The sequence below is a fragment of the Arthrobacter sp. LT660 genome (assembly GCF_056172845.1).
This window is the reverse complement of record NZ_CM149651.1, coordinates 3,116,079-3,128,816: the sequence shown is the minus strand read 5'-3', so window position 1 is coordinate 3,128,816 and position 12,738 is coordinate 3,116,079. Positions and strand designations below refer to the sequence as shown.

The 12,738-nt window shown below is 63.1% G+C and carries 12 protein-coding genes; 6 read left to right on the top strand and 6 right to left on the bottom strand.

All coding sequences use genetic code 11. From position 1 onward, the window contains the following. Positions 1-34: 34 nt before the first annotated feature. The 5 genes from AC0QSG_RS14605 to AC0QSG_RS14585 form a co-directional block, all read right to left on the bottom strand. Positions 35-784 (bottom strand): tyrosine-protein phosphatase, encoded by a 750-nt coding sequence (locus tag AC0QSG_RS14605; RefSeq protein ID WP_182609716.1) that lies wholly within the window; start codon positions 782-784, stop codon positions 35-37. 8 nt (positions 785-792) lie between these two features. Next, positions 793-2,151, bottom strand: coding sequence for an ABC transporter substrate-binding protein (locus AC0QSG_RS14600; protein WP_475375938.1), 1,359 nt, complete (start codon positions 2,149-2,151; stop codon positions 793-795). Next, a complete protein-coding gene (locus AC0QSG_RS14595) occupies positions 2,148-3,350 on the bottom strand; it encodes a sn-glycerol-3-phosphate ABC transporter ATP-binding protein UgpC (RefSeq protein ID WP_182609718.1) in 1,203 nt (400 codons plus the stop codon). Before AC0QSG_RS14595 ends, AC0QSG_RS14600 begins: the two co-directional genes overlap by 4 nt. 109 nt (positions 3,351-3,459) lie before the next feature. Next, a complete protein-coding gene (locus AC0QSG_RS14590; protein ID WP_182609719.1) occupies positions 3,460-3,621 on the bottom strand; it encodes a hypothetical protein in 162 nt (53 codons plus the stop codon). A 6-nt stretch (positions 3,622-3,627) separates the two neighbouring features. Then, positions 3,628-3,951 carry an SIS domain-containing protein gene (locus AC0QSG_RS14585; RefSeq protein WP_475375937.1) on the bottom strand — a complete coding sequence of 108 codons (324 nt, stop codon included), beginning with the start codon at positions 3,949-3,951 and terminating at the stop codon, positions 3,628-3,630. A gap of 74 nt (positions 3,952-4,025) precedes the next feature. Here AC0QSG_RS14585 and AC0QSG_RS14580 point away from each other — a divergent pair, with 74 nt between their 5' ends. Further along, on the top strand, positions 4,026-4,790 hold the full coding sequence (locus tag AC0QSG_RS14580) for an IS6-like element IS6100 family transposase (protein WP_001389365.1): 765 nt from the start codon (positions 4,026-4,028) through the stop codon (positions 4,788-4,790). 229 nt (positions 4,791-5,019) lie between these two features. On the opposite strand, the gene AC0QSG_RS14575 is transcribed toward AC0QSG_RS14580, so the two are convergent. Then, complete coding sequence (locus tag AC0QSG_RS14575) at positions 5,020-5,631, bottom strand: FHA domain-containing protein (protein ID WP_475375936.1); 612 nt, start codon at positions 5,629-5,631, stop codon at positions 5,020-5,022. A 79-nt stretch (positions 5,632-5,710) separates the two neighbouring features. Here AC0QSG_RS14575 and AC0QSG_RS14570 point away from each other — a divergent pair, with 79 nt between their 5' ends. The 5 genes from AC0QSG_RS14570 (at position 5,711) to AC0QSG_RS14550 (ending at position 12,694) form a co-directional block, all read left to right on the top strand. After that, positions 5,711-8,734: a Tn3 family transposase gene (locus AC0QSG_RS14570; RefSeq protein WP_475375935.1), complete on the top strand. Its 3,024-nt coding sequence runs from the start codon at positions 5,711-5,713 to the stop codon at positions 8,732-8,734. A gap of 192 nt (positions 8,735-8,926) precedes the next feature. After that, the gene (locus tag AC0QSG_RS14565; RefSeq protein WP_475375934.1) at positions 8,927-9,313 is read left to right on the top strand and encodes an ArsR/SmtB family transcription factor; all 387 of its coding nucleotides are present in this window, start codon (positions 8,927-8,929) and stop codon (positions 9,311-9,313) included. After that, positions 9,310-11,256, top strand: coding sequence for a heavy metal translocating P-type ATPase (locus AC0QSG_RS14560; protein WP_475375933.1), 1,947 nt, complete (start codon positions 9,310-9,312; stop codon positions 11,254-11,256). Before AC0QSG_RS14565 ends, AC0QSG_RS14560 begins: the two co-directional genes overlap by 4 nt. Beyond that, positions 11,253-11,762, top strand: coding sequence for a signal peptidase II (gene lspA / locus AC0QSG_RS14555; protein WP_475375932.1), 510 nt, complete (start codon positions 11,253-11,255; stop codon positions 11,760-11,762). Before AC0QSG_RS14560 ends, lspA begins: the two co-directional genes overlap by 4 nt. 329 nt (positions 11,763-12,091) lie before the next feature. Beyond that, entirely contained in the window at positions 12,092-12,694 is a 603-nt protein-coding gene (locus tag AC0QSG_RS14550) for a recombinase family protein (RefSeq protein WP_475375931.1), read from the top strand. Positions 12,695-12,738 lie beyond the last annotated feature (44 nt).

Sequence of the window (12,738 nt, the reverse complement as noted above, 5' to 3'; positions counted from 1 at the left end):
ATTGCAATCTTTTTGAGGGTTCGGATGACCTGGGTCAGGCCACAAGTCGGCTGCGCAACCGTTCAAGGCCCACAGCATCGAGGCCGTTATTCAGCAGCATGGGCTCAACTCCGCCATACTGCGCATCGATCACCTCGAGCGCCGAGTCGAGCGCCTCGGCAGGGCTTGCGCTGACGAGTTCACGCACGGCCTCATCAACCGGGCCGGCGATACGGCCTGCGTAGGCCGTGAGCATGCTGTTCGCCCACTCGCCCGCGAGATTCTCGGCGCTCGCGGCATAGTCGGCAAGCACCTGCTCACGTGGCACGCCCACTGCGGTGAGCGCGGTGGCGACAACCATGCCCGTGCGATCCTTACCAGCGGTGCAGTGCACGAGCACCCCACCTTCAGGTGCTTCGGCGATCAGGCGCACCGCACCGACCAGCGCGGTCACTCGTTCAGTGGCGATCAGGCGATATATTTCTTCAAGCGAGGGAACCGTGGCTCCGCTCGGCATCGCCGCTCCCGCGAAGATCGGGTGGTGTACGACCTCGACGGCAGTGAGCACACTCGGCGAAGATTGCAGCTCTGTGGCATCGCGCAAGTCGATGACCCGCACAATGCCCTGCGCAGCAAACTGCGAGATTCCATTGGCACTCAACCGGTGCAGCGCGTCTGAGCGCAGCAGGCTGTGTGGCCGGATCACTCCCGCAGTCGCCTCATAACCCGCGGTGCTGCGGAAATTGTAGGTGCCCTCGATGTCGAGCGCACGACCGGCCACAAGCGGCACTGTGATGGAGTTCATGTTGATCCCTAACCGATCAGAGCCTGGGCACGTTCAGCAGCGTCAGTCATCGTGGCCTCTGCGGGTTTACCGAAGTAGACGACCTCTTCAATGGCGGTGGCGAGAAGATCGTCAACCTGCACGTAGCTGTTACCGGGGTACGAAACCCAAGGCTGCAGGCGATCGAGCTGCGCGAGGTTCGGCTCAATCAGCGGGTTCTGCTGCGCCCACTCGTGCAGCGCGCCGCCCTCTTCGACCAGACCGGTACGCAACGGCAGGTACCCAATTTGGCTCGAAATGAGTTCGTAAGCTCGATCGCTTGAGAGGAACTTGATGAGCTCCCAGCCGGCACGCTGCTTGGAGGGGTCGTCGCTGAGCACGAAGAGCGCTGAGCCCGAGTTCGTCGGCACCGCTTCCTGATCACCGAAGGCGGGCATTGCTGCGGCCGAGAGGGTCCAACCGCCCGCATCGGCTGCCTGCATAAACATGCCCTGCAATGCTGAAGAGGTGAGGATCATCGCGGTGTCACCCTTGGCGATACCCTCCATCTGTGCATTCCAGTCGGCGCTACGAAGCACGCCTGCATCGCTCATTTCAGCGAATCGCTCAACTGTTTCAACTGCCTCGGGCGATCCAAAACCGATTGTGCTGCGATCTTCAGAGAGCACCTCGCCACCGTTCGATTTGAACAGGCCCTGCATGCACCATTGACCGCCCTTAACAGTGCAGTTCACATCGAGCGATGGCTTGCCGGTGTGCGCCGAGACCTGCGCAGCGACCTCTTCGACCTTGTCCCAACTGCTGAGATCGGGGGTGCCGGTGACGCCGGCGGCCTGCAACATGTCGGCGTTATAGAAGAGCACCGGTGTCGAGAAGACATACGGCATGCCATATGTCTTGCCGTCCCAGTCAGCGAGCACCTTTGCGTTGGGGTGCATCGGGTTCTCGCCACCGAAGTGAGCCTCGAGTTCATCGGCATCCACGATGTCCGAAAGGGGCTTCGCGCCGAGTTGCGTGGCAGAGTACTCAAGCGCATCGAACGTGAGCTGTGCCACATCCGGCGCCTTTCCGGCGAGCAGCTGTGTCTGCACGCTGCCGACATAGTTGCCCGATGCCGCAGCCGCACCCTGAGTGGGCTGCGCCTTCACGGTGATGTTGGGGTTTGCCTCTTCAAATTCAGAGATCAGCTGGTTGACCGTGTCGGTCCAGACCCCGGCCTGCGTCAGGTTATAGCTCTCAAAGACAATCTCAACTTGCTCATCAGTGCCGAGCTTCGGCACGACCGCCGCTGCCGATTCGGTGGAGGCGCCGCTTGATGAGCAGGCAGCAAGCGCGACGCTCGCGATAATGGCACAGGCGCCAGCGGCGAGTGAACGACGGAATCTCATGAAATGTGGATCCTTTCAAGGGGCGATACAGCTGACATAGGGGGTGTGAGAGGCAGGTTGATGCGTGCGGGATTTTCGTCTTCCGCGCTTCGCGCGTCTGTCGGGCTCCACTCAAGGCGTCGCCCACTCTCCCGATCGAAAAGGTGCACACGAGACACCGGCGCGGTGAGCACCACGAGGTCGCCAAGCTGCCAGGTCTCTTCGCGAGCGCAGGCAGCCGTGACGCGGTGCTCGCCAACGCGACAGTGCACGAGTTGTTCGCGGCCAAGGTTCTCAATGAGTTCGACCGTGCCGCGCAAGGCAACGCCGGCGGTCGGCACCGCCTCGGCCGAACCACCGGCAAACACCGAGAGATGCTCAGGGCGTACGCCCATCACGATGTCCCGCTCAGGGGTCTCACCTGCCCAGAGCACCGCTTCTGTTCCTGGCGCAAATGCCGAGATATGACCCGCGGTCGTAGTGAGGGTGGCGTCGAGAAGATTCATGGCCGGCGACCCGAGGAACCCAGCAGCGAACACCGAGCTTGGGGTGTCGTAGAGCTCTTCCGGCGTACCGTACTGTTCGACGCGTCCGCGATTCAGCAGGGCGATCTTCGTCGCCATAGTCATGGCTTCGACCTGATCGTGAGTGACATAAACAAAGGTGGCACCCAGCTTGCGGTGCAACGCGGCAAGCTCACGCCGAGTCGCAGTACGCAGTTTCGCATCGAGGTTCGAGAGCGGTTCGTCCATCAAGAAAGCCTTGGGTTCGCGCACAAGCGCGCGGGCAAGCGCAACGCGCTGACGCTGCCCACCCGAGAGCTCTTTGGGCTTGCGGTCGAGCAGATGGTCGATCTCGACCGCTTCAGCCGCAGCGCGTACCCGTCGCAAGATTTCATCTTTCGGGGTTTTGCGCACACGCAGCGGGAAGGCAAGGTTCTTTTCGACCGAGAGGTGGGGGTAGAGCGCGTAGCTCTGAAACACCATCGCAAGGTCACGTTTGCGCGCGGGTAACGCTGTGATGTCACGACCGTCGACTTCCAGGCTGCCACTCGTCGGTTCGAGCAACCCGGCAATCATGCGAAGCAGTGTGGTCTTGCCGCAGCCCGAAGGCCCAAGCAGCACCAGAAACTCACCGTCTGCGATGTCGAGGGTAATGCGATCTGTTGCGGTAAAGTCACCGAATTCTCGCGAGATCTGATTGAGTACAAGCCGAGCCACCAGCCACCTCCCATGGAATCAAGTTTCCTGAACTTCGGAACGCAGGAAACGCTTGATTACAGACTGGGCCGCGAGAGTGAACGGAAGGAAATGAAACGAAGAACAGCAGCTACCGGTCTGCTGAATTCGCTCCTGCGGTGTCGCCCTGACCGTCATCACCCAGCACAATCATGGTTTTGGCCTCGGCGATCGATGCGTGCTGCGCAGCAATCGTGCTTGGCAGCCCCTCGAGCGAAACCGCATGCAACGCCGACAGCAACAACATCTGCACGATGTTTCAGGTTACGAAGCTGCCGTTCCAGTCATGAAATCCCGCACCTGCAATCAATACATGGTCGGCGACCTTCGCAAGTTCGGAGCCACCGTAGCTTGTTACTCCTATCACCGTGGCGCCAGACTCGACCGAGAGCTGCGCCGAACGTAGCGTGAAGTGATTCATACCGCTGTCGCTCACCGCAAGACACACATCGCCCGGCTTGAGTAGTTTGGCGGCGATGTGCTGCGCAACAATGTCGACGGGGCTTTCGCACACGCGCCCGCTCATCAAAAAGTTCAGAGCTACCGACTGCGCGGGCGCAAGCGACGCGCCATTGCCCACCACGAGCAGACGTCCGGGCTCTGTTGCAAAAATCGTGAAGCTTGAGCATGCTTGGCGGAGATTGGACGGACGGAACGATGACGGATTTCAAGTGGCGCCATTTCCAGGGTGATGTGATCCTGTGGGCGGTGCGCTGGTATTGTCGCTATCCGATCAGCTATCGCGACCTTGAGGAAATGCTGGCGGAACGCGGCATTTCGGTCGACCATACGACGATCTATCGCTGGGTCCAGTGCTACGCCCCGGAGATGGAGAAGCGGCTGCGCTGGTTCTGGCGGCGTGGCTTTGATCCGAGCTGGCGCCTGGATGAAACCTACGTCAAGGTGCGGGGCAAGTGGACCTACCTGTACCGGGCAGTCGACAAGCGGGGCGACACGATCGATTTCTACCTGTCGCCGACCCGCAGCGCCAAGGCAGCGAAGCGGTTCCTGGGCAAGGCCCTGCGAGGCCTGAAGCACTGGGAAAAGCCTGCCACGCTCAATACCGACAAAGCGCCGAGCTATGGTGCAGCGATCACCGAATTGAAGCGCGAAGGAAAGCTGGACCGGGAGACGGCCCACCGGCAGGTGAAGTATCTCAATAACGTGATCGAGGCCGATCACGGAAAGCTCAAGATACTGATCAAGCCGGTGCGCGGTTTCAAATCGATCCCCACGGCCTATGCCACGATCAAGGGATTCGAAGTCATGCGAGCCCTGCGCAAAGGACAGGCTCGCCCCTGGTGCCTGCAGCCCGGCATCAGGGGCGAGGTGCGCCTTGTGGAGAGAGCTTTTGGCATTGGGCCCTCGGCGCTGACGGAGGCCATGGGCATGCTCAACCACCATTTCGCAGCAGCCGCCTGATCGGCGCAGAGCGACAGCCTACCTCTGACTGCCGCCAATCTTTGCAACAGAGCCCCGTCTGGTTCGGTCGTGATGAACTCGACTACCTCGCCGGTTGCGGCCGCGTGTTCCACTACGAGACTTGCGACCTTGCGGCGGGCGTCTTCGAGGCTTGCCCCGATGACCTTCTGGGGCTGCCCGTTGAGCGTGACGATTGCTGAGCCGTCCTTTTCGGTAGTGGCATGAGCGGTCATGATGCTTCCTCCTTGTGTGATGCGACAGCCGTTGCCGTGGCGCTGCCTCCGGGTGACTGATTCGGCGGGTACGCCTCGATTCGCACGGCGGCGTCTCCGAGCTGCAAACGCACACCGTTGGGAACAACGGTCGGCGTGTGTGGTGCGAGGGGCGTTCCATCGGCCTCGGTGCCGTTTGCTGCGTCTTGATCGGTGACGATCAAGCGGCATTCGTCATCGACGTCGACCAGGGCGTGCGTGCGCGAGCACTCACGGCCAGGGCTGACAAGCGTGACGCTTGTGTACCCTGCAATCTCTTTGGGCCTGCGGCCGAGCACGATGGGCGGTTCAGCGCGCAGCGCTCCTGCGCCTTCGACGTGCACGAGCAGAGTCGGCCGCGCTGCCTTGCGCGGTACGACGATGGTGTGGTCGATCACTGTTTCTTCCTCGGCGGGGGCGGCGTGGTATGCCTCGGGGATCGGGTTGGGGCGCGGCTTGGGGGAGATGACCGGCGTGGGCATCAGCGAAATCGTGCCTTCTGGGTAGACGTAAAACTGCCAGTTGGCGTCAGGGTCATAGGCGATGAAGTGCTGGGCTTGGCCCGTCTCCACGGCGTGCGCTATTGCCATGTCTCGTACCTTGTCGCGGGCCTGGGGTCTGGGGAAGAATCGCCCGCAAATTCACGCTAAGGAGTCAGCGGCCTGTTGAATGGGTTCCATGGCGGTCGATTTTCTAAGTGATGAGCAGGTCGCAGGGTTCGGCGGATTCCCCGACGAGTTACCGGCGGAGGACCTGGAACGTTTCTGTTGGTTGGACGATGCCGATTTGTCGGTGGTTGGTCGCCGCCGGGGAATGCATAACCGCCTGGGATTTGCTGTTCAACTGATCACGGTGCGGGTAGTCGGACGTTTTTTGACGGATCCATTGGCTGTTCCGTGGCCGGTGGTGGAATCCCTGGCCGGGCAGCTGGGCATTGCCGATGCTTCCGTGCTCAAGCTGTATGCGCAGCGGGGACAGACCGGGTACGAGCACGCCGCGGAAATCTCCACCGTGTACGGGTATGCGGATTTCTCCGATCCGGCCAGGTACGAAGAGCTGAGGCTGTTTCTGGAGGCCCGGGCCTGGACTTCGTCGGAGGGACCGGTGCGTTTGTTTGAACGGGCGGCGCTCTGGCTGCGTGAGCGCAAGGTCCTTCTCCCCGGCGTCTCTACGTTGACACGACTGGTTTTGGAGATCCGTTCCGGAGCAAATGACCGCCTCTATTCCATGCTGGTGGACGCGGCCGGCCCCGCATTGATTCTGGAATTGGAAGGTCTGCTTCGCGTTGGGGAGGGGTCGCGGTTGACCGCGTGGGAACGGCTGCGGACCGGGCCTTCGAGGGTCTCGGTGCCGGAATTGTTGCGGCAGTTGGAGCGGCTGGGTCGCTTACGGTCCCTGGGTGCCGGGTCCATTGATGTGGAGATGATCCCCGAGGGCCGGATGAATGCCCTGGCCCGCTACGGGTTGGCGGGCAAGGCCTCATCGCTTCGAGGACTATCGGGACAGCGCCGGGGTGCGACACTGCTGTGTGCCGTGCGGGCATTGACGTCGGAGGTTGCCGATGATTTGTGTGATGCCCTGGATGCCATTGTTACTGAACGCGTTCTGCGCAAGGCAACCAGGGAATCCACTGCCGCCCGGTTGAAGTCCCTGCCCCGTTTGTCCAAGGCCTCACTGCAATTGGCGAAGGCCGCGAAAACACTGGTCGAGGTGTTGGACAACACGGAATATTCCGGCGCAGAGGCCGCCTCGGTGCTGGCCGATCAGGTTTCCTTGTCCGAGCTACGCGCCGCGCTGGAGGTGGTGAACGAAGTGGTGAATCCCGAGGGTGCCGAGGCTGACACTGCGGCCGAGATGCTGCGTCGGTTCGCCACCGTGCGCTCGTTCCTGCCGGCGTTGGCCGCGGCGGCACCCTTCGGGGCCACCGCGGGCGGGACGCCAACGTTGGCGGCGCTGACGGCACTGCCGGAGGTTCTGGACGGTCGCAAGAAAGACCCTGCCGAGGTTGATCTGTCCGTCCTCTCGCCGACGTGGCAGCGCCTTGTCACGGCTTCGGAGGAAATCGACCGCAAGGCCTACACGGTGGCGGTGACGGTGGCCGTCCACAAGGCGCTGCGGCGCAGGGACATCTTCGTGGTGGGCGGGCGGCGCTGGGGAGACCCCCGGGCGCGGTTGCTCACCGATCCTGCGTGGCAGGCCACCAAAAAAGAGACCTTGAGGGCACTCCAGCTACCGGAAGAGCCAACCGAGCATCTGGCTGGTGTCCGCCACCGCCTTGATGCCCGATATCGTGCGGCGGCTGAGCAGTTGGCCGACAATCCAACGGTACGGATTGATGATGCCGGCAAGGTCCACCTCTCACCCCTAGAGGCCAAAAAGATACCGGAGACCCTGACGCAGTTGCGGGGGCTGGTCTCCGGGATGCTGCCGCGGGTGGACCTGCCCGATGTGCTGCTGGAAGTGCATTCCTGGACGGGGTTCCTCTCGGAATTCAGCCACGTCTCGGAGGCCTCCGCGAGGATGGGCCAGCTCGATGTCTCAGTCGCCGCCATCCTGGTGGCCGAGGCCTGCAACGTCGGACTCACACCGGTGGTCAGGGACGGCCACCCCGCCCTGACACGTGGACGCCTGAGCCACGTCGACCAAAACTATGTGCGTGCCGATACGCTGCGCGCGGCCAACGCCCGCCTGCTCCAGGCACAGTCCGGTCTCGGACTCGCGCAACGCTGGGGAACAGGCCTGCTGGCGTCCGTCGATGGGATGCGGTTCGTGGTGCCGGTGGCCACCGTCAATGCCGGGGCGAATCCGCGCTACTTTGGCCAGGGCCGCGGCTTGACCTGGCTGAACTATCTCAACGACCAGGTCTCCGGCCTGGGCGCCGTCGTGGTTCCGGGAACGGTCCGCGATTCCCTTCATATTTTGGATGGGCTGCTCGATCTTGACGGCGGCCAACGCCCCGAGATGGTCGCCACCGACACGGCCTCCTACTCGGACCAGGTCTTCGGGCTTTTCACCCTGCTCGGATATCGGTTCTCGCCCCGTCTGGCCGGGTTGCCGGACCAGCGGTTCTGGCGCATCGACGCCACGGCGGATTATGGGAAGCTGAACGCGGTGGCCGGCCGCAACCGAATCAACCTGGATCTCATTACGGCGAACTGGCCGGACATGCTCCGCCTTGCTGGGTCCTTGACGTCCGGGACCGTGCGCGCATCCGAAGTCCTGCGGGTCACCCAGGGAGGCGGGGCACCGACGCTGCTCGGGAAGGCGTTGGCGGAGTACGGGCGGATTGCCAAGACCGAGCATCTGTTGGACTTCATCGATGCCGATGAGGGGTACCGCCGGCAGATTCATACCCAGTTGACTGTGCAGGAATCCCGGCATTCCCTGGCCAGACTCATCTTCCACGGCAGGAGGGGCCAGATACGGCAGTCCTACCGGGAAGGCCAGGAAGACCAGCTCGGAGCCCTTGGCCTGGTCCTGAACGCCGTCATCCTGTGGAACACCCGCTACCTGGAAGCCGCACTGACCGGGCTCCGCGACCGCGGCCACAACGTTGCAGACGAGGACGTGCAACGCCTGTCGCCGCTGGTCTCGGAACACATCAATATGCTGGGCCGTTACTCTTTCACTGCAGGCGCCACAGGAACGGAACTTCGGCCATTGAGGAACCCCGATGAGGACCTGGAGACCTAAACGAGGCAACATTTCCCTGAACATATCCCCGCCCGCAAGGGGAACCTTGACTGGGACTGTCATTTTCAAAATCCGCCATCAAGGGGGCGGCTGCACAAAAGGGTTCATGATCTTTCAAGGCGAACACCGTAGGGGGCATCCCTGAGGCCTGCACTTGAATCAATGATCAGTAAATTGAGATATCATCATTAAATGCTGATCAATCAAGATGCTCCGGTGGACGCGTGCGGGCTGGACCCCGCTGCCGCCTTGTTCCATTCCCTTAGCGACCCGATTCGATTGAAGATCGTCAAGCGCATGGCCCACGGTGAGGTGCGCGTCAGTGACCTCACCCGCGAACTTGGCCTGGCCCAGTCCACGGCCTCGATGCACGTGGCCTGCCTGCGCGACTGCGGCCTGGTCGAGGGACGCTCCGCGGGCCGCAGCGTGCACTACTCGCTGTCCCGCCCGGAGCTGATGGACATGCTCGCCCAGGCCGAGATCCTGCTTGCCGCCACCGGCAACGCTGTCAGCCTCTGCCCGAACTACGGCCCCGACAGCACCACCGCCCCAATGATTGAAGAGGAGAACGCCCGATGAGTGACGCCTGCGGATGCAGCGATGCGACAGCAGAAACCGGTGAAGCCGAAGAGGCTCCGGGGTTCTGGCAGGTAACCGAGGTTCGGGCGGCTGCCGTTTCCGGTGTGCTGCTGTTGGCGGGGTGGATTGCCTCGCTGGCCGGAGGCCCCCGGATGCTGACGCTCCCCCTGGAAATCGGTGCGCTGCTGGTTGCTGCCTGGACGTTTGTGCCCTCCACTCTCCGACGCCTGTTCAAGGGAAAGATCGGCGTCGGTACGCTGATGACAATCGCCGCCGTTGGCGCTGTGGCCTTGGGCCAGTTCGAGGAAGCCGCAATGCTGGCCTTCCTGTACGCAATTTCGGAGGGACTTGAGGAATACTCGTTGGCGAAGACCCGGCGGGGCCTGCGGGCACTGCTGGACCTGGTTCCGGCCGAGGCACGCATCCTGCGCAACGGCATCGAAACCACCGTGTCCCCCTCCGTCTTGGTCCCCGGGGACCGCATGGTTGTGAGGCCCGGGGAACGCCTGGCCACCGACGGGCGGGTCATCACCGGACGCACCTCCCTGGACACCTCGGCACTGACCGGTGAATCGGTCCCCGTCGAAGTTGGTCCAGGTTCCGAGGTCTATGCCGGTTCCATCAACGGCACCGGTCCGCTTGAGGTTGAAGTCACCAGCACCGCTGATAACAACTCGCTGGCAAGGATCGTGCACATCGTCGAGGCCGAGCAGTCCCGCAAGGGTCCGGGCCAGCGACTGGCCGATTCCATCGCCAAGAAGCTGGTCCCGGGCATCTTGATCGCAGCGGCCCTGATCATCGTCTTCGGATTCATCGTCGGGGAACCTGTGTTGTGGTTCGAACGCGCCCTGGTCGTATTGGTGGCTGCCTCGCCCTGCGCGCTGGCCATCTCCGTGCCCGTGACCGTGGTGGCCTCCGTTGGCGCTGCCAGCCGGATCGGTGTACTCATCAAGGGCGGCGGGGCGCTGGAAACCCTGGGGAAGATCCGCACCATCGCCCTGGACAAGACCGGAACCCTGACCCGGAACAAGCCCTCGGTGATCGAGGTCGTGGGCACCGCGCCCACGACCCGGGAACAGGTGCTTGCCCTTGCTGCGGGACTGGAAGCCCGCAGCGAACACCCACTCGCCCGCGCCATCCTCGCATCCACCACCGAGCGGGCATCGGTCACCGACGTGGACACGGTTCCCGGGGCGGGCCTGGAGGGGCGGCTCGAGGGCAGGCTTGTCCGGCTCGGCCGCCCCGGATGGATCAAGGCGGGTGACCTGGCCGGGGACATCGAGCGAATGCAGCGCGCCGGAGCCACCGCTGTGCTCATCGAGGACGACGGACAGGTCATCGGTGCCATCGGCGTCCGTGACGAACTGCGCCCCGAGGCCCGCGAGGTCATCGCCAAGCTCACGGCCTCCGGATACACCACGGTCATGCTCACCGGGGACAACGTCATCACCGCAACGGCCCTGGGCAAGGCAGCGGGCATCACCGAAGTCCATGCGGACCTGCGCCCGGAGGACAAGGCGGAGATCATCCGCACCCTCAAGTCCCGGCAGCCGACCGCAATGGTCGGGGACGGAGTCAATGACGCGCCAGCCCTGGCAACGGCAGATACCGGTATTGCCATGGGGGCCATGGGTACAGACGTGGCCATCGAAACCGCAGACATCGCGCTGATGGGCGAAGACTTGAATCACCTGCCACAGGTCCTGGACCATGCACGCAACACCCGTCGGATCATGCTCCAGAACGTGGGCCTGTCGCTGCTGCTGATTGCCGCACTGATCCCTCTGGCACTCTTTGGGGTGCTCGGCTTGGCAGCGGTGGTCCTGATCCACGAACTGGCCGAAATCGTCGTGATTGCCAACGGTGTCCGGGCCGGTCGGCTCCGCCGCAAAACCGCGCTACAGACCGTGCAGCCAGCCTCGATCCTGGAACCCTCGGCATGAGCGGCCAACTTGTGGCTCGTTCCTCGGCGCAGGTTCGAACCGCGCGTATTGTCAGGGCCGCGATGCTGCTTGGAGCCGCTGTGCTGGTCTGCGTGGATCTGGCCCTCAAGGCATTGGCCGAAAGCTTGCTTTCCAACGGCCAGGTAATCGACCTGGGACTGATCAACCTCCGGTTGCTCTATAACCCGGGCGTCGCGTTCAGTTTTGGTGCGGGCCTTCCCGCCTGGGTCATCGTGGCGGTCACCGGGCTGATTATCGCCGGACTGACCTGGTATGCGGTTTCCTCTGCACCAGCCATGGGCAGAATGTCCCGGGCGGGTGCGACGTTGCTGCTCGGCGGGGCGTTCGGCAATTTCATTGACCGGTTGGACGGGCGCGGCGTGGTGGACTACCTGCACACCGGGTGGTTCGCCACCTTCAACCTGGCAGATGTGTTTGTCACAGCGGGAGTTGTTCTGTATGCACTCGGAGCGCTTCGTGCCGCCCCTTCCAAGGACGGCGACTGACCACCTCTGCGCATGCGCACTGACATGCTGGCGAAACTGAACCGCCGACGTCCCGTAAGACGGTCGTTCACCCGAGCGGGTGCTGACGACTTCGGAAATTTGCGAAGCTGCGTCCCTCCGCAGGGGGCTCATTCCCGTATACGGTGCCCGAGAAAAAGCCCGGTGATGGGGGGTGCTAACCGGGACACACCGCAACCGGACGTAGCATGTCGAGAAACGGTCATTTGACGACATCCCGAACCTATCGGCGACACGCCGCGGAAACCATGTCGGAAACCCGTGCCGGAAATCAACGTCGTCAAACCATGTAGCACCGGTATTATCAACACATGTTGATTGGATACGCGCGGGTCTCCACCGCGGACCAAAATCCTGACCACCAAACGGATGCCCTGGCCCGTGCCGGTGTCGACCCGGCAAACATCTACCTCGACCATGCCAGCGGCGCCAAGGCCAGCAGGCCCGAGCTCGACAAGGCCCTCGCCTCGGCCAACCGCGCCGGCGACCAGCTGGTCATCACCCGCCTGGACAGGCTCGGACGCTCGGTGCTCCACCTGGTGACCCTCGGTGCGGCCCTCCGCGAGCGTGGTGTGGGATTACGTGTCCTCGAGCAGGGCATCGACACCACGACCGCGGAAGGACGTGCGATGTTCGGAATGCTATCCGTCCTGGCCGAACTCCAACGAGAACTCATCGTCGCCAACACCCGCGACGGACTCGCCGCCGCCCGCGCCCGCGGGCGAACAGGAGGAAGACGCCCGAAGCTCACCCCCGACCAGGCCCACCACGCCCAGCAGCTCTACGACGCGGGGACCCATACGGTCCAACGCATCGCCGACCTCCTCCAGGTCCCGCGCTCCACCATCTACGGGCACCTCAACAAGGCAAGTGTCGGACGGCGCCCCACCGCCAAAGCGACCCTGGAGGCTTAGAGCTCAATCCGTCCCCATTACTACCAAGACCCCTTAGCGTGAAT